A 24,842-nucleotide genomic window follows, 5' to 3' on the forward strand; every position below is an offset into this window, starting at 1 on the left:
ATCCAGAGGAGCACGGTCTCGCCGTCGGCGGCGTTGCGCCAGGCGTGGCGGCGGCGGCTCTCGAAGTAGATCGAGTCGCCCGGCCCCAGCTCGTGGCGGTCCGAGCCGTCGAGCACGACTTCGAGGCGGCCCGAGAGGATGTGCAGGAATTCCTCGCCGTCATGGGCATAGGCGCCCTCGCTGCCGGCGCCCGGCGCGAGGACGAAGCGATGGCAGTCCATCTGGCGCATGCCCTCGGCGAGCAGCTGGACCGTGACGCCGGGCGCGGTCGCCGGCCAGACCCGCCATGTCCCGGCGCGGACGACCTCCGTCGCCTCGCCGGGCGGCAGGCTCAGCGCCGAGACGGTGGTGTCGTAGTAGGCCGCGATGCGGTGCAGCGCGCCGAAGCTGACGCCGCGTGATGTGCGCTCCAGGGTGGAGAGGGCGGAGGGGGCGATCCCGACGGCGCCGGCCACGGTCTCGAGCGTGAGCCCGGCCGCGTGGCGCAGTCCCCGCAGGCGCCGGCCGAGTTCCTCCGCCGGCTCGGCGACGGGATCCGGCGCGCTGCCAGGGGCTGCCTCGGGCGTCAGCGCGGCGCGGATGGCCTTGGGCGCGAGGCCGCCCTCGTTGCGCATCCAGGCGATCCGGCGGGCGCGCTCGAGATCCTCCTCGGCATAGCGGCGCTGGCCGCTGGCGCTGCGGCGCGGGCGGAGAAGGCCCTGCATCTCCCAGAGGCGAAGTGTCGACGCGGAGACGCCGATCATCCGGGCCACGTCCGAGACCCGGTAGGCGCCGTTCCCACTCACACCCTCGCCCATGCGCCTCCACCGTCCGCAGGAATTTCCGCTTGCATTCTTACAGAAACAATGTAGGAAATGCACCATCGAATTTCCCTGCAGGACGCATGCAGGTTTTCCGGAGGTTCCGAATGACGACCGCTCTCGCCGACCGCCGCGCCGCCGCCATCGCCCGCGGCGTCGGAGTGACGACGCAGATCTACGCCGACCGCGCCGAGAACGCGGAGATCTGGGATACGGAGGGCCGGCGCTACATCGACTTCGCCGGCGGAATCGCGGTGCTCAACACCGGCCATCGCCACCCGAAGGTGATGGCGGCGGTGAAGGCGCAGCTCGACCGCTTCACCCACACCTGCCACCAGGTGGTGCCTTATGAGAACTACGTCGCGCTCGCCGAGCGGCTGAACCGGATCGCGCCGGGCGACTTCGAGAAGAAGACCATCTTCGTCACCACCGGCGCCGAGGCGGTGGAGAACGCGGTCAAGATCGCGCGGGCCTACACGGGCCGGCAGGCGATCGTCGCCTTCGGCGGCGGCTTCCACGGCCGGACCTTCATGGGCATGGCGCTGACCGGCAAGGTCGCGCCCTACAAGCTCGGCTTCGGCGCGATGCCGGCCGACGTCTTCCATGCGCCCTTCCCGGCGGAGACGCAGGGCGTCACCGTCGAGGACTCGCTCGCGGCGCTGCGCCGGCTCTTCGCGGCGGACGTCGATCCGGCCCGCGTGGCGGCGATCATCCTCGAGCCGGTGCAGGGCGAGGGCGGCTTCAACCCGGCGCCGACGGCCTTCATGCAGGCGCTGCGCGAGATCTGCGACCAGCACGGGATCCTGCTGATCGCCGACGAGGTCCAGACCGGCTTCGCGCGGACCGGCAAGCTCTTTGCGATGGAGCACCACGGCGTGGCCCCGGACCTGATGACGATGGCCAAGAGCCTCGCGGGCGGCTTCCCGCTGGCGGCCGTCACCGGCCGGGCCGAGGTGATGGACGGGCCGGCGCCGGGCGGGCTCGGCGGCACCTACGCCGGCAACCCGATCTCGGTGGCCGCCGCCCATGCCGTGCTCGACGTGATCGAGGAGGAGCGCCTGTGCGAGCGGGCCGAGGTTCTCGGCGCGAGGCTGAAGCAGCGGCTCGCCTCGTTGGCCGACCGGGCGCCGGAGATCGCCGACGTGCGCGGCCCCGGCTTCATGAATGCCGTCGAGTTCAAGGACCCCGCCACGGGCGCGCCGTCTCCGGCCTTCACCGACAAGGTGCGGCGCGCGGCGCTGGAGCGGGGGGTGATCCTGCTGACCTGCGGCGTGAACGGCAACGTGGTGCGTTTCCTCGCGCCGATCACCATTCAGGACGACGTCTTCACCGAGGCGCTTGACGTGATCGAGGACTCCATCCTCGCCGCCCGCGCAGCCTGACGGCGGGCGGAGAAGGCCGGCGTCCACGCGCGCAGCCGCGCGTGGACGCCCTTCCATGCCGGCGCGGCGCGCGGTAGAGCGGGCGCGTCGGGGCGTGGCGCAGCCTGGTAGCGCGCTGGTTTTGGGTACCAGAGGCCGCGAGTTCGAATCTCGCCGCCCCGACCAGCGTCATTGACGAACATTTAAGGAGCGTCCCCTTAGGTAAGCGGCGTCGGCACCCCGTGCGAGGAGGTTCGAGCGCCATGGAACCGCGGTCCGCCAGCCCCGAGACCCTTGCCCGACTGCGGGCGCTCGCCGCGGGCGAGCCGCCGCTCGCCGGCGTCGCGCCCACCGAATCGCCCGCCCGCGTGCGCTTCGCCGTCGCCCAGGCGCTGGCGCAGGGCAGGGTGATCTTCCACTATCAGCCGGTGGTGCGCGCCGACGCCCCGGGCTTTCCCGCCTTCTTCGAGATGCTGGCGCGGATCGCGCTGCCCGGGGACCGCACGCTGCCGGCGGCCGCCTTCATGCCGCAGGTCGAAGACGGGCCGCTCGGCCGCGCCGTCGACCTGCTCGCGCTCGAGGCGGCGCTGGCCGCGCTCGCCGCCGACCCGACGCTGCGCCTCTCCGTCAACATGTCGCCGCTCTCGATGGGCGATCCCGACTGGCTCGCCGCCATCGCCACGGCCGCGGCGCGCGACCCGCGCGTCACCGCCCGCCTGATCGTCGAGGTGACCGAGACCGCGGCGCTCGCGACCGCCGATCTGACCCGCGACTTCATGGCGCATGTCCGCGGTTGCGGCTGCGCCTTCGCCCTCGACGACTTCGGCGCCGGCGCGACCGGCTTTCGGCACTTCCGGGATTTCCGCTTCGACATGGTCAAGATCGACGGCGCCTACGTGCAGGGCGTCGCCGGATCGCCGGACTCGCGCGTCCTGGTCGAATGCCTCGTCCGCCTCGCGCGGCATTTCGAGATGACCGTCGTGGCCGAGCGGGTCGAGTCCGACGCCGATGTCGCCTGGCTGCGCGCCGCCGGGGTCGATTGTCTCCAAGGCTACCGCTTCGGCCGCCCGGCCGCATTGCCCGAGATGCCCGCGGCAGAGGAGCGCCGGCGCGCCGGTTGAGCTGAAGGCGCGTTAACCCTGGCCTCGAGCAATGGTGGTCCCGCGACTGGATAGCCGGATAGTCCGACGTCATGCGCGCTGTCCCGCACCCGGAGCCGTGATGATGTCGGAACGCCGGTTCTGGCCGATACTCTCCGCGCGGTCGACGTTCCTGCCGCCGGCGGGCGGCGGCGCCAGTGCCTGACGCTGCCCTCCCGGCGGCCGACCGGCCGCAGCGGCATGCGCGCCGCGCCCGGGGCCCGCGCCGTGCCTGGGAACTCGTCGAGGCGTTGCCGCCGGAAGGCGGCGCCGGCGCCGATCTCGTCTATCGTCGTCGCGAGTTGCGCGACCGCGCGCAACCCCTGCTTGTCGCCCGCGACGCCGCCGACGTGTTCGTCGCGACGAGCATGGCGGCGCTCGCGCGCGCCGCTGGTCCTGCGGCCTGGGCGGCGTGGTGCCGACGGCTGGCCGCGAGCCCGATCCGCCGCATGCACGAGGATGCGGCGCGCCTGCGCGCCGGGCTTGCCGTGGTCGGCCTCCCGCTCACGGGCCCGGCGCACGCCGCGATCGATCGGGCGCGCGCCGGGTATTTCCGCCGGCAGATGCTCACCGCGGCCGAGGGGGCGGGCCGGCTCGACATCGGGATCGACTTTGCCGCCGCCGACCTCGCCCGGCTGCGCGCGGCGCTCGACCGGGGGAGGGGGACCATCCTCTGGGTCGACGATACGTTCTGCGGTCAACTCGTCTCCAAGCGCGCGCTCGCCGAAGCGGATCTGCCGCCCGCCCATGTCAGTTCGGCGCTCCACGGGGTTTCGCTCTCGCGCTTCGGCGTCGCCTGGCTCAACCCGCCGGTGATCCGCGCCGAGAACCGCCATCTCGGCGAGCGGCTGGTCTTCGCGGGCGGCGAGACGGCGGAGGTGATGCGCCGCATACTGCGGATCCTGCGCGGCGGCGGCGTCGTCACCATGACGAACAGCGTCTTTTCCGGCGGCGGCTTCGTCGAGACGCCCTTCGGCGACGGGGGCTGGCTCAGCCTCGCGACGGGCGCCCCGGGCCTGGCGCTGCGCCACGGCGCGGCGCTCTTTCCGCTGGCGGCGGTCGAGGTCGAGCCGTTCCGCCGCTACCGGATCGTCCTCGGCGCGGAGGTGGAGGGCGCCGGCCGCGATGGCTCCAACGCGGCGCTCGCCGCCGTCGCCCGCCGGGTCGCGGGCGAGATGCGCGAGCGGGTCCGGGCCTGGCCGGACCAGTATCCGGGGCTCCTCGGCGGCCGCTTCACCGCGACGCGCTTTCCCGACCTGCGGGCCTGATCGCGACCGACTACTGGCCTTCCAGCGCCTTGGCGTAGCAGGCGACGCTTTCCGCGATCGCTTCGGGGGTGGCGTCGGAGGCGTAGAACTCGAGGAAGGGATGGCCCGGCGCCGCGAGGTAGGTGAACGTCGAGTGGTCCATCAGGTAGAACTCGGGATCGTCCCCGGACTTGCGCGCATAGACGCGGTAGGCCTTTGCCGCCGCCGCAATTTCCTCGGCGGTCCCGCTCAGCCCCAGCATGTCGGGGTGGATCGCGCGCGCATAGGCGTCCATCGCCTCCGGGGTGTCGCGGTCGGGGTCGATCGTCACGAAGACGAGGCCGACGTCCTCGCCCTGCTCGGCGAGGATGTCCGCCGCCAGCGCGTTGCGTGACAGGTCGTTCGGGCAGAAGTCCGGGCAGAACGTGTAGCCGAAGTAGAGGAGCGTCGGCCGGGTGATGGCCTCCGCGTCGGTGACGCGGGCGCCGCTGCCGTCGACGAGCGTGAAAGGGCCGCCGATCGACGCCGTTCCGGTCGCCACGGCCCCGCCGCGGCAGCCGGCGAAGGGGTCGGCGTCGCCTCCGCGCAGGGCGACGTAGCTCATTGTCCCGATCCCGATGACGGCGACGCTGGCGGCGAGGATGGCGGCGATCCGGGTCATGGCGGTCGATGTCGCATGCCGCGCCGGCCGCGGCAAGACCGCGACCGCCATCGTTAAGCCTTCCTTAAGGCTTGTCGGGCGAGGGTTTCCCGCTTTTTCGAGGGCCGGCGCGCATGAACCTGACCGATTTCCTGGACGCGGAGCGCGCGGCGGCGATCGCCGGCGCTTCCGACTTCGTCGTCGCGGCGGTGGTGAGCGCCGTCGTCACGCTGGGGCTTGCGGTCGGCTTCGGGCCGCGGCGGTCCGCGCCGGCGCGCATGACGGAGGCCGCGGCCCCGGGCGCGTGCGACTTCCTGCTCCATGGCGCGACGGTGCAGCCGCTCACCGAGGCGGCGCGCAGGCTTGCGGCGGGGCTCGGGACCGGAACCTCCCGCCTCGCGGGGCTGCGCGCGCATCTCGCGGCCGACTGCCGGACGATCGACGCCGACCTGGAGGCGCTCATCCTCTACGGCGTCGGATTCCGCCGTCATCTGCAACGCGCCGACGGCGCCTTCGAGGTGCTGGGCGAGCCGCGCGACGGCGCGGCCTATCTGTCGATCCGGCCCGCCTCGGAGGAGGCGCAGGCGCTGCGCGACGCCGAGGCGGCGCTGCGCCGCGCCCAGGCCGAGGCGGCCTTCCTCGAGGCGATCCTCGACCGCGCGCCCGTGCTCGCCTGGAGCGTCGCGCCGGACGGGCAGGTGGGCTGGGCGAACGCGCCCTACCGCGACCGCTTCGTCGCGCAGGGCGATCTGCCCGACCACCGCATCCCCGACGGCTTCGCCCATGTGCTGGAGGAGGTGCCGCTCACCCCTCGCGCCGGCGAGCAGCGCCGCCGAGTCGCCGTTCCGGGCGGCCATGACCGCGAGCAGCGCTGGTTCGAGTTGAGCCAGGGGTCCGGTCCGAACGGCGGGGCCCTGAGCTTCGCGCTCGAGGCCGACGACCTCGTTGCGGCGGAGGCGTCGCTGCGCCGGTTCATCGAGACCCTCACGGAGACCTTCGCGCACCTGCCGATCGGGCTCGCGGTGTTCGACAAGAACCGCCGGCTCGGCCTGTTCAATCCGGCGCTGACCGAGCTAGTCAGGATCGATGCGGTGTGGCTGGCTGGACGGCCTAGCCTGCGCGACTTTCTGGAGCGGCTGCGCGAGACGCGGCAGATGCCCGAGCAGAAGGACTTCGCCGCGTGGCGGCGCAAGCTCGGCGAGATCGAGGAGGGCGCGCGCGAAGGCGCCTACGAGGAGAACTGGGTGCTGCCCTCGGGCAAGATCTTCCGCGTCACCGGCCGCCCGCACCCGCAGGGGGCGCTTGCCTTCCTGTTCGAGGACATCTCGACGGCGATCCAGCTAGAGCGAAAGTACCGCTCGGAACTGGAGCTCAGCCAGGCGACGCTCGACCGGATGGTGGAGGCGGTGGCCGTCTTCGACACCTCCGGGATGCTCGTCTTCGTCAACTCGGCGTTCGAGGCGCTGTGGGGGCTCGACCCGATGGAGCGGCTGGACGGGCCGGGGGTGGCCGACCTGACGGCGCTCTGGGCCGAACGCTGCCGGCCGAGCCCGGCCTGGGCGCGGCTATGCGATTTCGCGACCGGCGGCGAGGCGCGGGCGAGCTGGACGGACGCCGTAGAGACGCGGGACGGGCGCATCCTGCAAGTGCTGGTGGCGCCTCTGCCCGACGCCTCGGCGCTGGTCGTGTTCCGCAACCTCACCGAGGAGCGTGCGGCGCTGACGCAGGCGCGCGCCGCGGTGGAGGCGAAAGGCGGCGATGATGCGGCGCTGGTCGAGGACCTCGCCTATGCCGCGCTCGAGGCTCCCGTCGAGGCGGCGGTGCAGCGGATCATGGCGGCGATCCCGTCCGCCGCGTCCCCGGGCGCGTTCCAGTCCCTCGGCGCGGCCGTCCACGAGCTGAACCAGGGGCTTGCGAAGGCGCGGGAACTGCGCGGCATGCGGACGGAGCGGGCGGAGCCTTCGGGCGCCGCCGTCGCGCGTCGCGCCTGACGCGGGCGTCGCGGGTCACCCGCCGCCGAGATAGGCCGCGAGCCCGGGCGGCGGATCGGCAAGGAGCGCGGCGGTCGGAGCCGGGGGCAGCGCGCGGCCGCCGTCGATGACCACGGTCTGCGGCGCGATCCGCAGCGCGTCGCCCGGCTGGTGCGTGACCATCAGGAGGGTCGCCCCCTGCTCGGCGCGGATGCGGGCGACGAGATCGAGCATCTCTTCGCGCAGCGCCGGCCCGAGGGCGGCGAAGGGTTCGTCGAGGACCAGGAGCGGACGGTCACGCAGGATGGCGCGGGCGAGGGCCACACGGCTGCGCTCGCCGCCGGAGAGGGCGGCGGGGCGGCGCGCGCCCATGCCGGCGAGGCCGACGGCGGCGAGCGCGCCCTCGACGCGGGCCCAGCCCTCGCGGCCGAGCCGCAGGTCGGGGCGGAGCCCGAGGCCGACGTTCTGCGCCGCGCTCAGGTGGGCGAAGAGGTTGTGCTCCTGGAACACCAGCGTGATCGGCCGCTCTCCGGGGGCGAGCGGGGTCAGATCGCGGCCCTCCCACAGGACGCGGCCGCGTGTCGGCGCGAGGAAGCCGGCGATGGCGGCGAGGAGCGTGCTCTTGCCGGCGCCGGAGGGGCCGATCAGCGCGGTGGCCGATCCGCGCTCCAGCGCGAAGTCGGCCGTCAGCCGCCAGTCGTCGTAGACGATCTCGACCCCTTCAAGCCGCAGCACGGCCGCGTCCCCAGCGATTGAAGCCCCAGAAGAGCGCCAGCGTCAGCGCCACGAGCACGAAGGCGACGCCTGCGGCCGCCTCGTTGCGGAAGCTCGCCATCAGCCGTTGCATCAGCAGCGGCAGCGTCGCCACCTCCGGCGGCGCGAAGAGGGCGATCACCCCGAGGTCGCCCATCGAGAACGCCGCCGCGAGCCCGATGGCGAAGCCGGCGGGCCGGCGCAGCCGCGGCCAGACGGCGAGGCGGAAGCGGGAGAACCCGCGCATTCCGAGGCTGTCGGCGAGCCGGCCGTCGACCTCGCGCGCCTCGGTCAATGCGGGCAGCAGCGTCCGGAGCACGAAGGGGAGCGCCATGACGGCGTTGACCGTCGCGGTGACGGGGACGGCGAGGGCGAACGGGTCGGCGACGGGGTGGAGCACGATGAAGAGCCCGGTTCCGATGACGAAGGGCGAGGCGGCGAGCGAGAGGAGGCCGAAGGTCTCGACCCCGCGTCCGTGTCCGCGCGCCTTCCGCGCATCGGCGAGCCCCGCGAGGCCGAGGCCGAGGGCGAAGGCGAGGGCGGCGGAGAGAAGCGCTACGGCGAGGCTGAGCGCCGCCGCGCGCCAGACCGCCGCGGGAAGCGCGGGGAGCGCGAGCGCCCCCTGGACGCCTGCGGCCGCGAGCGGCAGGCCGAGGAAGAGGGCGAGCGCCGCGAGCACGCAGGCGTCGAGCGCGCGCAGGCGCGCCCGGTCGGCGTCCCAGCGTCGGGGAGCGGCGCCGAGCCCGCCGCCGAAGCCCGCGTCGGCGGCGAAGCGCAGCGCGAGGAGGGTTGCGGCGGCGCAGAGGCCGAACTGGATCAACCCGAGCCATGCGGCGCGGCCGAGGTCGAAGTCGAAGCGGATCGCCTGGTAGATGGCGAGTTCGACCGTTGTGGCCCGCGGCCCGCCGCCGAGGGTGAGCGCAACGGCGAAGGAGGTCATGCAGAGCAGGAAGACGAGCGCGAAGGCGCCCGGCAGGACGGCGCGCAGCATCGGGGCTTCCAGTCGCCGGAACACGTCGCCCGGTGCGAAGCCGAGCTGTGCGGCGAGGCGGAACTGCTCGGCCGGGATCGTGGCCCAGCCCTGGAGCAGCAGTCGGGTGACGAGGGGGAGGTTGAAGAAGACATGCGCCAGCACGACGCCGGTCAGGCCGTAGATGTCGAGCCGGGGCAGGCCGGCGCCCGCGAGCGCGTCGCTGACCAGCCCGCCGCGGCCCCAGATCGCCACGAGACCGAAGACCGCGACGATGACCGGCAGCAGGAACGGCGCGCCGAGCAGTGTCGCCATCGCGTCGCGGCCCGGGAAGCGTCGGCGGGCGAGCGCCCGGGCGACGGGAACCGCCAGCGCGCAGGAGACGGCCGCGGACAGGAGCGACTGGAGAAGCGTGAAGCGCACCGCCGCCCATTCCGCGGGCCCGAGCCCGCGGCCCGGCTCGGCCCGAAGCGCGAGCGCGGCCAGCGTGCCGAGGGTGAGCGCCGCGACGAGGGCGAGCGCGAGCCCGCCCCCGATCGTCGCCGCCCGGCCCGGTGGCCTCCGCGTCGCTATCATGGCCGGCTCAGCCGCTGAAGGCGCGCAGCCATTCGTCGAGCGCCCCTTCGCGTGCGGCCCGCGCCTCCTCGGGCGAGAGCAGCAGCGGCTTTGCCGGCACGGCGAGCCCGCGGAAGCCCTCGGGCAGGCCCGCGGTCGGGGTGTGGGCGGGATACATCCAGTTGGTCTCGGGGATGATCTCCTGGAAGCCGTCGCCCAGCATGAAGGCGAGGAACTCGCGCGCCAGCTCCGGCTGGTCGGAGGCGGCGGTGACGCCCGCGACCTCGATCTGCATGTAGTGCCCCTCGTCGAAGATCGCCGCCGCCTTGCGGTCGTCGTCCTCGGCGATGAGGTGGTAGGCGGGCGAGGTGGTGTAGGCGAGCGCCATGTCGACCTCGCCGTTGAGGAACAGCCCGTAGGCTTCCGACCAGCCGGGCGTCACCGTCACCACGCGCTCGCGCAGGCCCTCCCAGATCTCGGGCGCGCGATCGCCGTAGGCGGTCTTGACCCAGAGCATCAGGCCGAGGCCGGGGGTGGAGCTGCGCGGGTCGTGGATGACTACCGAGACGTCGGAGGCGATCAGGTCCTCGAAGCTCGACGGCGGCTCGGCGAGACGGTCCTTGTCGTAGACGAAGGCGAAGTAGCTCCAGTCATAGGGCAGGAACACCGGATCGTCCCAGGCGACGGGCAGCGACAGCTCCGGGGCCTCCAGCCCGTGCGGGGCGAAGAGGCCGGTTGCGGTCGCCTCGGCGGTCAGGTTGGTGTCGAGGCCGAGCACGATGTCGGCGGGCGAGCGGGCGCCCTCGAGCCGCAGCCGGCCGAGCAACGCCGCGCCGTCGCCGGCGCCGACGAATCGGACCTTGCAGTCGCAGGTCTCCTCGAACCTGGCGGCGATGGCCGGCCCGGGTCCCCATTCCGAGACGAAGCTCTCGTAGGTGTAGATGACGAGCTCGGGCTTCTCCTGCGCCTGCGCCTGCGCCGCACAGAGCGCGAGGACGAGGGCCGCAGTGGTCGAGAGGATCGGTCTCATGTTTCCTCCTGGACTGCGGCGAAAGGAGGAGGACGGGGATCCCGTCGCGCCTTCCCTCCGCCGGCATGATCCGGTTCAGGTTCGACGGGTCCGCGTCACGCGATCTCAGCCCGGATTCTCACCGGACACCCCGAGGCAGGCAAGAGAATAGGGCAGCAGGCGGTGGATGCAAGGGGACGGGTCGCCGGGGCTCAACGGAGCGCAGATACGCCATAAACCTTCGGTCTAGACGGGGTCTGCCGTTGGGTGCAGAGGGCGGGGGATAAACCGTCGGGGAATGGCCCTGGCGGCGCCGACGGGTCATTCTCTGGGCCGTTCGACGCCGATGGGGCGTGGGCAGAAGGAGAAATCGATATGGTTCGCATGGGTCTTCTTGCGGCGGCGGCCGCGTTCGCGGCTCCGGCCTGGGGGCAGACGGCGCTGGCGCCGGTGCTCGAGCGGCTGGAGGCGCAGGGCTACGGCGGCTTCGAAGTCGAGAACGAGCGCGGCCAGCTGAAGGTCGAGGCGGTCAAGGACGGCGTCGAGCGCGAGCTGGTCTACGACGCTTCCACGGGAAAGCTCCTCAGCGACGTGCAGCACCCGACCGACGACAGCGGCTCGGCGGTTGCGACCGGGCAGTACTCCCGGCTCTATGACACGCTGACGGCGGCCGGGTACTCGGATATCAAGATCGAGCAGCAGGGCGGCCGGATCGAGGTTGACGCGACGAAGGACGGCGTCGAGCGCGACCTGACCTACGACGCGTCGACCGGTTCGCTGATCTCGGCGCGGGTCGACGATCGGGACGACGACGCCGATGACGACCGGGTCGACGGGGACGACGACCGTGACGGCAGCGGCGACGATGACGCCAACGACAATGACGACCGCGACGACGACGGCGATCGCGACGACGATAGCGACGGCGACCGCGACCACGACGACGACAGCGACGACCACGGCGCCAGCGGTTCGGGCGGCGGCGGCTCGTCTGGGCAGGGCGGCGGCAATGACGCCGACGACGACCACGACGATGATGACGACCACGGCGGCGCCGATGACGACGACCATGGTGGCGATGACGACGACCACGATGGCGATGACGACGGCGACCACGATTGAGGCAGCCCGGCGGGCGCGGGACCGGGGCGCACCGCCCCGGTCCCGGCGTGCGCGGGGCGGCGGCGTTGCGTGGCGGGGCGATCCCCGGTAGGCGGGGCGCGCGGAGGAGAAGCTATGCGGCGGCGTGAGCTGATGCGGGCGGCGATGGTGGCTCTGGTCCTCGGTGGGCCGGCGGCCGCGGCTCCGGTCGACCAGGTGGTGTCTCAGTTGCGCGACCAGGGATACCAGGTACGGATCGTGCAGCGAACCTGGCTCGGGCGGATCCGCATCGAGGCTGTAAAGGGCGACCGCGCCCGCGAGGTGGTGATCGACCGGGTCACGGGCGAGGTTCTGCGAGACTGGGTTTCGACGAAGGAGGGCACGGACGCGCGCTCGTCAGGCTCGGGCTCCGGCGGCGGCTCGGGTTCCGGCTCGGACGGTGGCGGATCGTCGGACGACGACAGCGATGGCGACCACGGCGGCGGCGGTCACGGCGACGGCGGCAATTCCGGCTCAGGCTCCGGCGACGATAGCGACGACGATAGCGACGACGATAGCGACGACGATAGCGACGACGATAGCGACGACGATTCAGGCGGCGGTGGTTCCGACGACGACGATGACGACGACGGTTCCGGCGGCGGCGGGTCCGGCGACGACAACGACCACGGCGACGATGGCGACGACGACCGCGGCGGCCACGGCGGCGGCGATTCCGGCTCCGACGACGACAGCGACGACGGTGGCGATGACGACTGAGCCGGCCCGACGCGGGCGGCGCCGGATCGGAGTCGCCTCGGCCCTCGTGCCGGTCGTCGCGGTGCAGAGCGTCGCGACGCTCGTCTTCGTGTGGGACATCGTCGCCGGCGTGTTCGGCCTCCGCGCCGAGCCCATTGCCTGGGAGACCCGCGAGCTGATCGAGATGGGCGCGGCGATCGGGCTGGTGATCGGCGTCGTGCTCGGGGCGGCGCTCCTCGTGGCGACGCTGCGGCGCAACCACCGTATCGAGGGACAGCTGCGACGGGCCTCGACCGCCTTCGCCGAACTCCTCGACGAGCGCTTTGGCGAATGGGGACTGACTCCGTCGGAGCGCGATGTCGCCTGGTTCACCCTCAAGGGCTTCTCGCTGGCGGAAATCGCGAAGCTCCGCCAGACCAGCGAGGGCACGGTCAAGGCGCAGTCGAACGCCATCTACCGCAAGGCCGGCGTCGGCGGGCGGACGCAGCTCCTGAGCCTGTTCCTCGACGACCTGATGAGCGAGCCGGGCGCGGCCGCGCCCCCACGGGGCGAAGGACGCCGGGCCGGCTGACCCTTGCCCGGCGGGGGGAGGGGGCGTAAGGGGATGGGCTCCGCGCGGCGGTGGGCTGCGCGCGAACGGAGCACGTTACGTTATGTCAAATCTTGAAATCGGGGACCTGGTGGTCCTGACCGCCGGATCCATGCGCATGGCCGTGGAGCGGATCGACGGCGAGAGCGTCGCCTGCGTCTGGTGCCACGAGGGCCGGATCGGCCGCGACCTTTTCGACGCCCGCCTCCTGAAGAAATGGGAGCACCGCGAGGAGGAGCATCGCTCCGCGCGCGGCGACGGGCCGCGGCCCGGGCGTCCCGACCGCGATGGCGGCCGCTTCGCTCCGCGCGACAAGGCAGATCGCGGCGACCGGGGCGGCGACCGCGACGACAAGCCGCGCGGCAAGCCGGGCTGGGACGGCAAGCCGCGGGAGAAGAAGTTCTTCCGCAAGGATTGACGCGGCGTCCTCCGATGCGCGGCGGCCCGTTGGGTTGTCGCCTTCGGCACGTCGGCTGGCGGCGGCAGTCCGGTTCATACCGGCTAGTCTACCAGGCCACCCGGTGCAACACGGGCTAACACGCGTGATAGATAGGGTAACTACCTGAATACACACGATAAAAGTGTGTATGGTCAAAAAGGTCCGCGAGTCGTTTCATGAGCCCGCGGGTATCAATCGTCGTCGCCGGCGACGAGCCTCGCGGGGATGACGAAATCGGCGAGCCGGCCGGCGCCCCAGGCGACGTCGGTCCATGCCGGCACGTCGAACACGATCGCGGCGGTGGCGGCGGTCGGGTAGCGATGGAAATCCGGATCGTCGGGCGCCGCCGCGAGCAGCCGGCGGGCGGCCTCGCCGATTCCCGGCTGGTGGCCGAGCATGAGGACGCGGGAGGCGCCGGCCGGGGCGCCGCGCAGCGCGCGCAGCATCGCCTCGGGGCCGGCGTGGTAGAGATCGGGGCGGAAGCTCGCCGGGATCGCCGCGAAGGCGGGGCCGAGACGGTCCCAGGTCTCGCGGGTGCGCGCGGCGGCGGAGACGAGCGCGGCGTCGGGCAGGAGGTCGCGGGCGGCGAGCCAGTCGCCGATGGCCGCGGCGGCGCGGCGGCCGCGGCCGTTGAGCGGGCGGTCGACGTCGGCCTGGCCACGGGCGGCCCAGCTCGACTTGGCGTGACGCATCAGGATCAGGGTGAGCATGGTCCCGCTTGCCATGGACGGCGGACGAGGGGAAGGGGTCATACGGTTTCCGTCCGAAGACTTCGGCGTCAAAGGTTTACGGCGGATCCTTCGATGCACACCTTATGCACGGCGTATGCACGACGCATATGCCAGGCAAAATAGTCGGAATTGAATCGTTAATGCAGGCGCGAGGCCTTCAGGCGGAGTTCGCATCAATCGGTGTGGAAGACGTCTTCCATGCGCGCCCACCACTTCAGCCGGAGGACCTGCGCCATGCGTTCCATGCTCAGCTCCGCTTGATCTTGTCGACGATGTCGATCTCCCGGGGATGCCCGGGGTGACAGGCCTGAACTGGTATATTAGTATCACGAAAGCGCGACCGCGCAAGCGGCCGCCGACGGGGAGAGAATGGACGCCTTGCTCGACATGCGGCTCGATCGGACCCGGCCGCTGCGCGAGCAGGTCTATGCCGTGCTGCGCGAGCGTATCCTGACGGGGGGATTCGAGCCGGGCGCGGCCGTCGACGAGAAGGCCATCGCGACGCGGTTGCAGGTCTCGCGCACGCCGGTCCACGAGGCGGTGAAGAAGCTCGCCGACGAGGGGCTGTTGCAGGTCCGCGCCCAGTCCGGCACCACCGTCGCGCCGCTCGACCGCCGCCAGATCGAGCAGGCCCATGTCATTCGCCGCGCGCTCGAGGGCGAGAGCGCGCGGCAGGCGGCGCTGCGGATCACGCCCGCCTGGCTGAACCGGCTCGCCGACATCCAGCTCCTCCACGCCGCGGCGATCGAGCGGCGCGCCTATGCGGACGCGATCGCCCAGGACGACGCCTTTCACCGCACGATCACCGAGATCTCCGACTATCCGATGCTGTGGCGGGCGATCGAGATCTCCAAGGCCCAGCTCGACCGCTGCCGCCACCTGACCATCCCGCTCGAGGGGCGGGGGGCGGCGACGCTCGCCGAGCACCAGGCGATCGTGGACGCGCTCGGGCGCGGCGATCCCGAGGACTCCGCCGCGGCCATGCGCCGGCACCTCGACGGCGCCCAGGCCAAGACGCTCGAATACCTCGACGCGCTGCTCGCGGAGCCGGCGCAGTGACCCCCAGGAGACTCGCATGACCTATCCCGAAGGCTACACCGCCGCCGTCGTCGGCGCCGCGAGCGGCATCGGCCGCGCCGTCGCCGAGCGGCTGGCCCGCGCCGGGGTGCGCGTCGCCTGCCTCGACCGCCACGACCCGGCCGAGGTCGCGGCCGGAATCGGCGGCGGCGCCGTGGCGCAGGCGCTCGACATCACCGATGCGGCGGCCTGCGAGCGGACGATCGGCGGCCTCTGGACCCGGTTCGGCAAGCTCGACGCGCTGGTCAACTGCGCCGGCGTCGTCGGCCGGACCAACATCATCTCGGAGGATGTCGATCACGACGATTTCGAGACGGTGGTGCGCATCAACCTTACCGGCGCGCTCTTCCTCAGCCAGCCGGCGTTGCGCCGGATGCGCGAGACGGGCTACGGGCGCATCCTCCACGTCGCCTCGATCGCGGGCAAGGAGGGCAACGCCGGGATGGCCGCCTATTCGGCGTCGAAGGCCGGGCTGATCGGGCTCGTGAAGGTGATGGGCAAGGAATACGCCGAGAGCGGCGTGACGGTGAACGCGCTGTCCCCTGCGGTGATCCGCACGCCGATGGTGGCGGCGCTTCCCGACGCGCAGGTGAAGTACATGACCGACAAGATCCCGATGAAGCGCTGCGGCGAACTCGACGAGGCGGCGGCGATGATCGGCTGGATCGTCTCGCCTGAATGCGGCTTCACCACCGGTTTCACCTTCGACATGACCGGCGGCCGGGCGGTGTACTGATCCGCCGTTTGATCCGTTCGCCTTCGCCGCCGGGAACGACGCGGAGCCCCCGCACATTTCTCCGCGCGATCAGACCCGTGGCAAATCTCGCCGCGGAAATCTGAACCCCCTCAGGCGGTTGACCTGCGTCCCACTGTGGGACGCAGCGTCAGTCGAGCCGGTCCTCGGCAAGGACGTAGACCGCCGCGCCGAGGACCAGCAGCGCCCCGAAGGTGACGAAGAGCGTCCCGAACGCGCTGGCCGGCGGCGCGCCGGCGGCGGCGAGGCCGGCGTAGAGCCGGCCGCCGCCGAACTGCATCACCCCGACCGCGCCGATCGACAGCATGTTGGCGAAGGTCACGCCGCGCCCGACGAGGTGCGGCGGGCAGTAGCTGCGCACATGCGCCATGACCAGCGGGAACGAGGCGCCGAAGAAGCCGAGCGCGGCGAGAAGGACGGTCGCCCACGCGAGGCCGAGATCCGGGAACAGCCCGAGCAGCACGAGCGCGAGGCCGGCGAGGAGATTGCCGACGACGAGGGTCCATTTCCGGGTGCGCAGGATCCGGTCCGCCGGCCCGTAGGCGAAGTTGCCGAGGATCATCGCCGCCGCCATGACGAGCGTGACCAGACCGATCCCGTCGGCGTCGAGTCCGAAGACCTCGCGCAGGTACGGCCCGGCCCAGAGGCCGCGCACGCCCGCCGGGGGCGCGTAGTTGATGATGACGAGCGGCGCCATCGCCCAGAGCGCCGGCGTGCGCAGCAGCGCCCCGAATCCGTCGGGGCCGGCGCTCTCCGGCGAGGGCGCCCGCGCCGGCGGCGGGTCGCGCACGATCACGAAGAGAAGGATCCCGACCGCGACGGAGACGACGGCGAGCCCCGCCATCGCCCCCCGCCAGCCGAGCGCGTCGGCCGCGAGCGCCATCGGGGCCGCGGCGGCGAGGTTGCCCGTCGCCGCGAGCCCGATGACGAGCCCGGCGAGGCTGGCGAAGGCGGCGGGGGAATAGGTGCGGGCGAAGATGTAGAGCATCGACATCAGCACCGGCGCGCAGCCGAGGCCGATCAGCGCCATGGCCGCGACGATCCAGCCCGGCGACGGGGCGGCGGCGAAGACCGCGGCGCCCCCGCCGGCGCCGAGGATGAACAGCGTCCCGACCACCCGCCTCGGTCCGAGCCGGTCGAGGCCGAAGCCGATCGGCATCTGCGCCGCGGCGAAGACGGCGAACCAGAGGCCGGAGGCGAGCGCGAGATCGCCGGGGCCCATGCCGAGGTCGGCCCCGAGCGCGGGCGTCAGCACCGCGAGGAAGGCGCGGTAGAACTGGCTCAGCCCGTAGGCGAGCACCAGCGTGACGATTCCGAGGCGCATCCCTGCGGTTCCCTTGCCCCTTCCGCGCGGCGGGTCGGCGCCGGCGGGCAGGCGGCTCATTAGCCCCCGCCTCGCGCGGAGTCGACTCGCCCCGCCCGCTCGCCGCGGGGGCGTGTCGCCCTATATCTTGTCTCCCGACCGCAGCCGCGGGTTGCGCACCGAGGCCCAAGTCGGCGAAATGTGTCCCGAAGCGCCGCATGGCGGCGGCCGGGCAAGGAGGAGGTCCGACATGGCGAGGAAGGCATCCCTGGAGCAGCGCCGCGATGCGCTCGGCGCGCGGATCGCCGCGGCGCAGGCGCGGCTGAAGGCGCACGAGAGCGGACAGGAAGATTCGATCGGCACGATGCTCGCGGGGTTCAACGACGAGCTCGACCATATCGTCCACGAGGACCACGACGTCGCGACGCAGCGGATGAACCGCATCGAGGCGCGGCTGAAGGCCGAGGAGATCCGCATCGAGGACGACCTCGAGGACGAGGAGGGCTGAGGCCCGTCTCCTGCACCGCGCAGCCCCCGGCTGCGCCGATCCGATCTCTCCCCCGGATCGCGCCGAAAGCGCGGGTCGAGGGGCCATCCGCTATCCCCGAGGTTCGCATCGGCGCGCGGCTGCCCTGGCTGGCGCGGAACGCGCCTGCCCCGGACAGGGCAGTCGCGTGCCGATTTCGCCAACGGTCGAAATCGGCGGGGATAATCGGCGAGGTCTCCGCAACGCGTCGACCGAGACGATCAACCGGAGTTGGCATGAGCGCCGTCGCGGCCCTTCGATCCGCCCGGGAGCGCCCCCCCGGTCGTCGCGCCGCCGTCAGCCCGGCGCGGGGCCGGTGGAGCGGCCGAGGGTGATCCCGACCTCCCAGAGTTCCTGTCGGGGCGCTCCGGCGGGATCGTCTATCAGCGCGACCAGCATCTCGGCGGCGCGGCGGCCGGCGGCGCGGATCGAGGACGTCGTCGCGGTGAAGAGCGGCGGCTCGCCGTCGTTGGCGAGGTAGGCGAGCTGGTCGTCGTGGGTGACGATGGAGACGTCGCGGCCGGGCTCGAGGTCGAGTTCGCGCACCGCGCGCAGGACGCCCAGGGCGATCGTGGTGGCCGACACGAGGAAGGCCGTCGGGGGCTCGGGGCCGAGGAGCATCTCGCGGGCGGCGGCGTGCCCGTAGGGCTCGGTCATCTCGCCGTTGCGCATCAGCCGCGGGTCGGGCGCGAGGCCACGGGCGGCGAGCGCCTCCTCGAAGCCGCTTCGGCGGCGCAGGACGAAGCTCTGCCCGGGCGGACCGTTCAGGAGCGCGATGCGCTGGTGGCCGAGGTCGAGCAGGAGTTCGGTCGCCTGCACGAAGGCGCGGCGGTTGTTGATGTCGAGCCAGGGATAGGCGTCCTCCGGCCGGTCGTCGCGGCCGTGCATGAGGAAGGGCAGGCCGAGGCGCTGGAGGAGGTCGACGCGCGGCTCGTGCTGGAGGGGGCCGTGCACGATGACGCCGTCGACCTTGCGATGGCGGGCGAGCGCCTCGTAGGCTGCCGCCTCGCCGTCGACGGGGACGATCGGGACGAGCATGTCGTAGCCGAGCGCGGAGTAGGTCTCGCCGGCGCCGTGGATGAACTCGGCGAAGATCGGATTGATGACCTCCTGGGAGATCGAGACGACATGGCCGATGGTCATGGCCTTGCCGGTGGCGAGGCGGCGGGCCATCTGATTCGGCGCGTAGCCGTGCCGGCGGGCGGCGGCAAGGACGCGCGCGCGGGTCTCCGCGTTCACCTCCGGGTAGCCGTTGAGCGCGCGGCTGACGGTCGTCGCCGACAGGTCCAGGAGGCGGGACAGTTCCTTGAGCTTCATCGCACGCCGTTTGGCCAAAGCGATTTGACCTTAGCCCCAACCGGCGCGAGCGCGCAATGCGTTCGCCAGCGTCATTCGATCCGGAGCCGCTTGACAGGCGGCGGAAGCGCGTTCAGGGTGGGCTACCAAAGCGCTTTGGGGTGAAGGTTCAGGCGGCGCGGCGCGACGACGGGGGGCGAGGGGCTTCGTGCCTTCACCGTTCGTGGCTCTTTCCGCCGGACCGGCCCCCGAATCCTCGGCACGCATCGGGAGACGACATGAGCGAGACCGGACTGGCGCGCGATCCGGACTGGTGGCGGGGCGCGGTGATCTATCAGATCTACCCGCGCAGCTTTCAGGACTCCAACGGCGACGGCGTCGGCGACCTCGCCGGCATCATCGAGCGCCTGCCGCATGTCGCTTCGCTCGGGGCGGATGCGATCTGGATCTCGCCGTTCTTCACCTCGCCGATGCTCGACTTCGGCTACGACGTGGCGGACTACCGCGACGTCGACCCGATCTTCGGCACGCTCGGCGATTTCGATGCGCTGATCGCGCGCGCGCATTCGCTCGGCATCCGGGTGATGATTGACCTCGTGCTCAGCCATACCTCGGACCGGCACCCGTGGTTCAAGGAAAGCCGGTCGAGCCGCGACAACGCCAGGGCGGACTGGTACGTCTGGGCCGATGCGAAGCCGGACGGCACGGCGCCGACCAACTGGCTGTCGATCTTCGGCGGTCCCGCCTGGGAGTGGGACACCGAGCGGCAGCAGTACTACATGCACAACTTTCTCGCGAGCCAGCCGGACCTGAACTTCCACAACCCCGAGGTGCAGGACGAGCTTCTCGCCGTGGCGCGCTACTGGCTGGAGCGCGGGGTGGACGGGTTTCGGCTCGATACGCTGAATTTCTACTTTCAAGACAAGGAGTTGCGGAGCAATCCTGTGCTGCCGAAGGAGCTTCGCACCTATGAGACGGCGCCGGAGGTGAACCCCTACAACTGGCAGGAGCACCTCTACGACAAGAGCCGGCCGGAGATGATCGGCTTTCTGAGGCGTTTCCGCGCGGTGATGGACGACTTTGCCGACATCACCTCGGTCGGCGAGGTCGGCGACGCGCAGCGCGGGCTCGAGATCGTCGGCGAGTACACGTCGGGCGGCGACAAGGTGCACATGTGCTACGCCTTCGAGTTTCTCGCCAGAACGACGCCGACGGGGACGCGCATCGCCGAGGTTCTCGGGCGCTTCTTCGGCGCCGCGCCGGGGGGCTGGCCGTGCTGGGCGTTCTCGAACCACGACGGCGAGCGCCACATCAGCCGGTGGGAATTGTCGGACGCGCAGGCGAGGCTCTATCTCGGGGTGCTCCTCAGCCTGCGCGGTTCGGTCTGCCTCTATCAGGGCGAGGAGTTGGGGCTGCCCGAGGCCTACGTGCCGTTCGAGGCGTTGCAGGACCCCTACGGCATCCGGTTCTGGCCGAAGTTCCGCGGCCGCGACGGCTGCCGCACGCCAATGCCGTGGGCCAAGGATAACGGTTACGCCGGCTTCTCCGAGGCGAAGCCGTGGCTGCCGATCCCGCCGGAGCATGTCGAGCGGGCGGTGGCGCGGCAGGAGGCCGATCCGGCGTCGCTGCTCAACTTCTATCGCGGGCTGATCGCCTGGCGGAAGACGCGCCCCGAGCTGCGCGCCGGGGACATGACGATCGTGCAGGCGACGGAGACCCTGCTGGCGCTGGAGCGACGCGACGGCGACAGGGCGCTTTTCTGCGTCTTCAATTTCGGCGCCGAGCCCGCGCGCGTCCCGTTGCCGGCCGGATCGTGGCGCGCCGTCGACGGAACGGGCTTCACCGGCCGGATCGAGGACGGGACGGCGATCCTGCCGCCGCGGCAGGCCGTCTTCGCCGAGCCGGGATAGAGGCGTATGGAGGGTTTCGCCCGCGCTTGCGCGTCGGGCGGCGATCGGATAATTCATGCTCCGTGATGAATTGGGAAGGCCCAAGGGGGAAGCGGCGATGTTCCTGGTCTGCGGAGATTCGCTGTTCGACTTCTTCCTGGAGAGCGAGGACGGCCCGGGCGCGGCCGGCTTTGCCGCGCGGGTCGGCGGATCGCCGCTGAACGTGGCGGTCGGGCTGTCGCGGCTCGGCTGCGCCGCCGGGTTCCTGAGCGGGCTTTCCAGCGACTTCCTCGGCCGGCGGGTCTCGCAGGTGCTGGCCGCCGAGGGCGTTTCGACCAGATACGCGGTGCCGACTGACCGGCCGACCACGATCAGTCTCGTCGGCCTCGACGAGCACGGGGTGCCAGCCTACCAGTTCTACGGCAACGGCGCGGCCGACACCGGCCTCGCGGCGGCCGACCTGCCGACGCTGGGGCCGGAGGTGACGGGCCTGCACTTCGGTTCCTACTCGATTGCCGTTGCGCCGGTCGCGGACGCCACGGCGGCGCTCGCGGCGGCCGAGAAGGGCCGTTTCATCTCGCTCGACCCCAACGTGCGACCGACCATCGAGCCCGACATGGCGATCTGGCGGGCGCGAATCGCGGCGCTCCTGCCGGCGGTCGACATGCTCAAGACCTCCGCGGAGGACCTGGAGATGCTGCATCCCGGCCGGACGCCCGAGGATTTCGCGGCGGAGCTGATCGGAGCGGGTGTCAAGCTCGTGGTCGTCACCGACGGCGGCGAGAGGGCGCACGGCTTCACCGCTCGCGGCGACCGGGCGGAGGCGCGGCCGCCGAAGGTGAAGGTCATCGACACCGTCGGCGCCGGGGACACTTTTCAGGCGGCGCTGATCGCGCGATTGTCGGCGCATCCGGAGGGGCCGCTCGCCGGTCTCGCGGCGCTTGACCGGCCGCGGCTGGAGGCGACACTCGACTACGCCGCGCGCGCCGCGGCGATCACCTGCTCGCGTCGGGGGGCCGACCTGCCCCGGGCGGCCGAGCTGGCAGCGTAAGGGGCGGACATGGTCTCCACCATCATCCCGGTCCACCCGTTCGACCTCGTTATCTTCGGGGCCACCGGCGACCTCGCGAAGCGCAAGATCCTGCCGAGCCTCTATCGGCGGCTGGCGGCGCACCAGATGCCCGAGGCGTCGCGGGTCATCGGCGCGGCGCGCTCGAAGATGACCCGGGCCGAGTTCCGCAAGCAGACCGCGGCGGCGCTCGAGGAGTTCGTCGCGCCCGGCCTGCTGAAGCCGGACCTGGTCGAGCGGTTCCTCTCGAGCATCGACTACGTGGCGATCGACGCCGCGGGCGAGGACGGCTGGGCGCAGCTCGCCAAGAAGCTCGACGACAGGCCCGACCACACTCGCGCCTTCTACCTTTCGGTGGCGCCGTCGCTCTTCGCGACGATCTCCGACAAGCTCGCGGCGGCGGGGGTGGCGACGCCGTCGAGCCGGATCGTGGTCGAGAAGCCGCTCGGCAAGGACCTCGCCTCGGCAAGGGCGCTCAACGCCCAGCTTTCCAAGCACTTCGACGAGGCGCAGATCTACCGGATCGACCACTACCTCGGCAAGGAGACCGTCCAGAACCTGATGGCGATCCGCTTCGCCAACGCGCTGTTCGAGCCGCTCTGGAACGCGCGCTACGTCGACCACGTCCAGATCACCGTGGCCGAGAACCTCGGCGTGGCGGGGCGGGGCGAGTACTACGACACGTCGGGCGCGATGCGCGACATGGTGCAGAACCACCTGATGCAGCTCCTGTGTCTGACCGCGATGGAGCCGCCGGCGCATTTCGAGCCGAACATGGTGCGCGACGAGAAGCTGAAGGTGATCCGCAGCCTCGAGCCGCTCAGGCTCTCCGACATCGTGCGCGGCCAGTACCGCGCCAACGGCGGCGGCGGGAGCTACCTCGACGACGTGAAGAACCCGCAGAGCCGGACCGAGAGCTTCATCGCCATCCGCGCGCACGTGCAGAACTGGCGCTGGGCCGGGACGCCGTTCTACCTGCGCACCGGCAAGAAGCTGTCCGCGCGGCTCTCGGAGATCGCCGTGGTGTTCCGCGATCCGCCGCATTCGATCTTCCCCAGGGTCGACGACCTGCGCGGCAACGCGCTCATCATCCGCCTCCAGCCCAACGAGGGCATCACCATGCGGGTGACGATCAAGGATCCCGGCCCGGGGGGGATGCGGCTGACCGAGGTGCCGCTCGACATGACCTTCGCCAAGGCGCTCGGCGAAGAGGGGATGCCGGAGGCCTACGAGCGGTTGATCATGGACGTGATCCGCGGCGACCAGACGCTGTTCATGCGCGGCGACGAGGTCGAGGCCGCGTGGGCCTGGGTCGACCCGATCATCTCCGCCTGGACCGAAGCGGGCAGCAAGCCGCAGCCATACGACCCCGGCAGCGCCGGGCCGATCGACGCCTACAAGCTGACGAGCGCCGACGGCCATCTGTGGAGGGAGATCGCGACGTGATCGAGGTCGCCCGCCAGGACTATCCCGACCGCGACACGCTGATGCGCAACCTCGCGCAGCTGGTCGCCGACCAGTTGCGCGCCGCCCACGCGACCAAGCAGCGACCCGAGAACGAGGGCCGGCGGCGGGTGACGCTGGCGGTGCCGGGGGGCACGACGCCGGGGCCGTTCCTCGCCGCGCTGTCGAACTTCGAGCTCGCCTGGGAGCACGTCGACGTCATCGCCACCGACGAGCGCATGGTGCCGGAATACAGCGACCGGGCGAACTCGAAGCTCATTCGCGAGAATCTGCTGCGAAACGCCGCGATCGACGCGCGTTTCATCCACTACCACGCCGCGGGGGCCTTCCTCGAGCCGGTGCTCGCGGCGATGCGCGAGCGGGTGTCGGAGCGGCTGCCGATCGACGTGCTCGTGCTCGGCATGGGCGCCGACATGCACACCGCCTCGCTGTTTCCGGACGCCCCCGGCCTCGCCGAGGCGCTGGCCGACGACGCGCCGACGCTGGTGCGTGTCGAACCCGCCGGCCAGCCCGAGGCGCGGCTGACGCTCTCCGCGCCGGCGCTGCGCGGGGCGGAGGTCATTCACGTCCTGATCACCGGCGAGGACAAGCTCGCCGCGCTCGATGCGGCGCTCGCCGACGGGCCGGTCGCCGAGGCGCCCGTCCGCGTCGCGCTGACAGCGCCGTGCCCCGTGACCGTTCACTACGCCGCCTGAGCCGCCAGCCCGAAAGGGGAGCCAAGATGAGCCTCAACGCCACCGTCGCCCGCGTCACGGACCGCATCGTCGAGCGCTCGAAACCCGTTCGCGGCGCCTACCTCGCCCGCATGGCCCGCGCCCGCGACGAGGGGCCGCGGCGGGCGCACCTCTCCTGCGGCAACCAGGCCCACGCCTACGCCGCGATGCCGGAGGGCGAGAAGGCGGCGCTGGCCGGGGGCGCGGCGGGAAATCTCGGGATCGTCACCGCCTACAACGACATGCTCTCGGCGCATCAGCCCTACGAGCGTTTCCCCGAGATGATCCGCGCCGCCGCCCGCGCCGCCGGAGGCACCGCCCAAGTCGCGGGCGGCGTCCCGGCGATGTGCGACGGCGTGACCCAGGGCCAGGCGGGGATGGAGCTGTCGCTGTTTTCCCGCGACGTGATCGCGCTCGCCGCCGGGGTGGCGCTCAGCCACAACGTGTTCGACAGCACCGTCTACCTCGGCGTCTGCGACAAGATCGTCCCCGGCCTCGTCATCGCCGCGGCGACCTTCGGCCACCTGCCGGCGGTGTTCCTGCCCGCGGGGCCGATGACCTCGGGGATCCCCAACGACGAGAAGTCCAGGATCCGCCAGCAGTTCGCCGCCGGCGAGATCGGCCGCGACAAGCTGATGGAAGCCGAGATGGCCTCCTACCACGGTCCGGGCACCTGCACCTTCTACGGCACCGCGAACACCAACCAGAG

24 protein-coding genes, 1 tRNA gene and 1 riboswitch are annotated in these 24,842 nt (G+C 71.9%); of the genes, 17 read left to right on the top strand and 8 right to left on the bottom strand.

Translation table 11 applies throughout. The features are described 5' to 3' along the window. The coding region (locus tag KBA23_RS08875) for a MerR family transcriptional regulator (protein WP_290739582.1) at window positions 1-797 on the bottom strand (797 nt) is incomplete at its 3' end. 110 nt (window positions 798-907) lie between these two features. Between KBA23_RS08875 and KBA23_RS08880 the strand changes: the two genes are divergently transcribed. From KBA23_RS08880 to KBA23_RS08895, 4 genes are all read left to right on the top strand, one after another. Beyond that, the gene (locus tag KBA23_RS08880) at window positions 908-2,182 is read left to right on the top strand and encodes a 4-aminobutyrate--2-oxoglutarate transaminase (protein ID WP_290739585.1); all 1,275 of its coding nucleotides are present in this window, start codon (window positions 908-910) and stop codon (window positions 2,180-2,182) included. Between the two features lie 88 nt (window positions 2,183-2,270). Next, a tRNA-Pro gene (locus KBA23_RS08885) sits at window positions 2,271-2,347 on the top strand. Window positions 2,348-2,424: 77 nt separating this feature from the next. Continuing rightward, window positions 2,425-3,282 carry an EAL domain-containing protein gene (locus KBA23_RS08890; RefSeq protein WP_290739588.1) on the top strand — a complete coding sequence of 286 codons (858 nt, stop codon included), beginning with the start codon at window positions 2,425-2,427 and terminating at the stop codon, window positions 3,280-3,282. Window positions 3,283-3,458: 176 nt separating this feature from the next. Next, window positions 3,459-4,568 (top strand): hypothetical protein, encoded by a 1,110-nt coding sequence (locus KBA23_RS08895; protein WP_290739591.1) that lies wholly within the window; start codon window positions 3,459-3,461, stop codon window positions 4,566-4,568. A 10-nt stretch (window positions 4,569-4,578) separates the two neighbouring features. Here KBA23_RS08895 and KBA23_RS08900 read toward each other — a convergent pair whose 3' ends face one another. After that, the gene (locus KBA23_RS08900) at window positions 4,579-5,259 is read right to left on the bottom strand and encodes an SCO family protein (RefSeq protein ID WP_290739594.1); all 681 of its coding nucleotides are present in this window, start codon (window positions 5,257-5,259) and stop codon (window positions 4,579-4,581) included. Window positions 5,260-5,321: 62 nt separating this feature from the next. Here KBA23_RS08900 and KBA23_RS08905 point away from each other — a divergent pair, with 62 nt between their 5' ends. Next, entirely contained in the window at window positions 5,322-7,178 is a 1,857-nt protein-coding gene (locus KBA23_RS08905) for a PAS-domain containing protein (protein ID WP_290739597.1), read from the top strand. 15 nt (window positions 7,179-7,193) lie between these two features. Here the strand turns inward: KBA23_RS08905 and KBA23_RS08910 are convergent, their stop codons facing one another. Genes KBA23_RS08910 through thiB form a run of 3 tightly spaced genes read right to left on the bottom strand, consistent with a single transcriptional unit; the run spans window position 7,194 to window position 10,465 of the window. Further along, window positions 7,194-7,892 (bottom strand): ATP-binding cassette domain-containing protein, encoded by a 699-nt coding sequence (locus tag KBA23_RS08910; RefSeq protein WP_290739600.1) that lies wholly within the window; start codon window positions 7,890-7,892, stop codon window positions 7,194-7,196. Continuing rightward, the gene (locus tag KBA23_RS08915) at window positions 7,879-9,456 is read right to left on the bottom strand and encodes a thiamine/thiamine pyrophosphate ABC transporter permease ThiP (RefSeq protein WP_290739603.1); all 1,578 of its coding nucleotides are present in this window, start codon (window positions 9,454-9,456) and stop codon (window positions 7,879-7,881) included. The genes KBA23_RS08910 and KBA23_RS08915 overlap by 14 nt, the downstream gene beginning before the upstream one ends. A 7-nt stretch (window positions 9,457-9,463) precedes the next feature. Then, entirely contained in the window at window positions 9,464-10,465 is a 1,002-nt protein-coding gene (gene thiB, locus KBA23_RS08920) for a thiamine ABC transporter substrate binding subunit (protein WP_290739605.1), read from the bottom strand. A gap of 35 nt (window positions 10,466-10,500) precedes the next feature. After that, window positions 10,501-10,608, bottom strand: a riboswitch (TPP riboswitch). Window positions 10,609-10,894: 286 nt separating this feature from the next. On the opposite strand from thiB, the gene KBA23_RS08925 reads away from it, so the two are divergent. The 4 genes from KBA23_RS08925 to KBA23_RS08940 all read left to right on the top strand — a co-directional run bounded on the left by KBA23_RS08925 (window position 10,895) and on the right by KBA23_RS08940 (window position 13,290). Then, entirely contained in the window at window positions 10,895-11,566 is a 672-nt protein-coding gene (locus KBA23_RS08925) for a hypothetical protein (RefSeq protein ID WP_290739608.1), read from the top strand. 132 nt (window positions 11,567-11,698) lie between these two features. Beyond that, window positions 11,699-12,304 carry a hypothetical protein gene (locus KBA23_RS08930; protein ID WP_290739611.1) on the top strand — a complete coding sequence of 202 codons (606 nt, stop codon included), beginning with the start codon at window positions 11,699-11,701 and terminating at the stop codon, window positions 12,302-12,304. Next, window positions 12,294-12,854 (top strand): LuxR C-terminal-related transcriptional regulator, encoded by a 561-nt coding sequence (locus tag KBA23_RS08935; protein ID WP_290739613.1) that lies wholly within the window; start codon window positions 12,294-12,296, stop codon window positions 12,852-12,854. The genes KBA23_RS08930 and KBA23_RS08935 overlap by 11 nt, the downstream gene beginning before the upstream one ends. Window positions 12,855-12,936: 82 nt before the next feature. After that, the gene (locus KBA23_RS08940; protein ID WP_290739616.1) at window positions 12,937-13,290 is read left to right on the top strand and encodes a hypothetical protein; all 354 of its coding nucleotides are present in this window, start codon (window positions 12,937-12,939) and stop codon (window positions 13,288-13,290) included. A gap of 212 nt (window positions 13,291-13,502) precedes the next feature. Here the strand turns inward: KBA23_RS08940 and KBA23_RS08945 are convergent, their stop codons facing one another. Next, window positions 13,503-14,021, bottom strand: a complete 519-nt coding sequence (locus KBA23_RS08945) for a histidine phosphatase family protein (RefSeq protein ID WP_290739619.1) — start codon at window positions 14,019-14,021, stop codon at window positions 13,503-13,505. A 390-nt stretch (window positions 14,022-14,411) separates the two neighbouring features. Between KBA23_RS08945 and KBA23_RS08950 the strand changes: the two genes are divergently transcribed. Together KBA23_RS08950 and KBA23_RS08955 are read left to right on the top strand one after the other, a co-directional pair. Next, window positions 14,412-15,101, top strand: coding sequence for a GntR family transcriptional regulator (locus tag KBA23_RS08950; RefSeq protein WP_290739622.1), 690 nt, complete (start codon window positions 14,412-14,414; stop codon window positions 15,099-15,101). Between the two features lie 16 nt (window positions 15,102-15,117). After that, window positions 15,118-15,855: an SDR family oxidoreductase gene (locus tag KBA23_RS08955; RefSeq protein ID WP_290739625.1), complete on the top strand. Its 738-nt coding sequence runs from the start codon at window positions 15,118-15,120 to the stop codon at window positions 15,853-15,855. Window positions 15,856-16,003: 148 nt separating this feature from the next. On the opposite strand, the gene KBA23_RS08960 is transcribed toward KBA23_RS08955, so the two are convergent. Continuing rightward, entirely contained in the window at window positions 16,004-17,257 is a 1,254-nt protein-coding gene (locus KBA23_RS08960; RefSeq protein WP_366935304.1) for an MFS transporter, read from the bottom strand. Between the two features lie 169 nt (window positions 17,258-17,426). On the opposite strand from KBA23_RS08960, the gene KBA23_RS08965 reads away from it, so the two are divergent. Then, window positions 17,427-17,684 (top strand): hypothetical protein, encoded by a 258-nt coding sequence (locus KBA23_RS08965; protein WP_290739628.1) that lies wholly within the window; start codon window positions 17,427-17,429, stop codon window positions 17,682-17,684. A 315-nt stretch (window positions 17,685-17,999) separates the two neighbouring features. Here KBA23_RS08965 and KBA23_RS08970 read toward each other — a convergent pair whose 3' ends face one another. After that, on the bottom strand, window positions 18,000-19,019 hold the full coding sequence (locus KBA23_RS08970; protein WP_290739630.1) for a substrate-binding domain-containing protein: 1,020 nt from the start codon (window positions 19,017-19,019) through the stop codon (window positions 18,000-18,002). A 257-nt stretch (window positions 19,020-19,276) separates the two neighbouring features. Here KBA23_RS08970 and KBA23_RS08975 point away from each other — a divergent pair, with 257 nt between their 5' ends. The 5 genes from KBA23_RS08975 to KBA23_RS08995 all read left to right on the top strand — a co-directional run. Then, window positions 19,277-20,908, top strand: a complete 1,632-nt coding sequence (locus KBA23_RS08975; protein ID WP_290739632.1) for an alpha-amylase family glycosyl hydrolase — start codon at window positions 19,277-19,279, stop codon at window positions 20,906-20,908. 97 nt (window positions 20,909-21,005) lie between these two features. Next, window positions 21,006-21,938: a carbohydrate kinase gene (locus tag KBA23_RS08980; RefSeq protein WP_290739635.1), complete on the top strand. Its 933-nt coding sequence runs from the start codon at window positions 21,006-21,008 to the stop codon at window positions 21,936-21,938. Window positions 21,939-21,947: 9 nt separating this feature from the next. Beyond that, a complete protein-coding gene (gene zwf, locus KBA23_RS08985) occupies window positions 21,948-23,402 on the top strand; it encodes a glucose-6-phosphate dehydrogenase (RefSeq protein WP_290739638.1) in 1,455 nt (484 codons plus the stop codon). Next, window positions 23,399-24,115: a 6-phosphogluconolactonase gene (gene pgl, locus KBA23_RS08990; RefSeq protein ID WP_290739641.1), complete on the top strand. Its 717-nt coding sequence runs from the start codon at window positions 23,399-23,401 to the stop codon at window positions 24,113-24,115. Before zwf ends, pgl begins: the two co-directional genes overlap by 4 nt. Before the next feature lie 26 nt (window positions 24,116-24,141). Beyond that, window positions 24,142-24,842 (top strand): dihydroxy-acid dehydratase (locus tag KBA23_RS08995; RefSeq protein ID WP_290739644.1); only part of this gene is annotated, 701 nt, incomplete at its 3' end.

The sequence above is a fragment of the Amaricoccus sp. genome (assembly GCF_017995835.1).
GTDB lineage: Bacteria > Pseudomonadota > Alphaproteobacteria > Rhodobacterales > Rhodobacteraceae > Amaricoccus.